Annotated in this window: 1 protein-coding gene; it reads left to right on the forward strand. The window is 65.6% G+C overall.

Annotated features, from left to right (window positions below; genetic code table 11):
• Positions 1-241, forward strand: a 241-nt coding sequence (locus R0J88_RS23050; RefSeq protein WP_410901324.1) for an aconitase family protein, incomplete at both ends; no start/stop codon positions are given.

Below are 241 nucleotides of genomic sequence, written 5' to 3' on the forward strand. Positions count from 1 at the left end.
GGCATCTACGGCCGTGCCGGCGCGCGCATGGAAATGCCGGGCTGCTCACTGTGCATGGGTAACCAGGCACGTGTGGCTGCCAAGTCCACCGTGGTGTCCACCTCCACGCGCAACTTCCCGAACCGTCTGGGTGACGGCGCCAACGTCTTCCTGGCGTCTGCCGAGCTTGCCGCCATCGCGGCCGTGGTCGGTCGTCTGCCGACCGTCGAGGAATATCAGGGCTACATGGGCGAATTCGATG

The sequence above is a fragment of the Pseudoalteromonas sp. SIMBA_162 genome, assembly GCF_046535955.1.
Lineage (GTDB): Bacteria > Pseudomonadota > Gammaproteobacteria > Enterobacterales > Alteromonadaceae > Pseudoalteromonas > Pseudoalteromonas marina.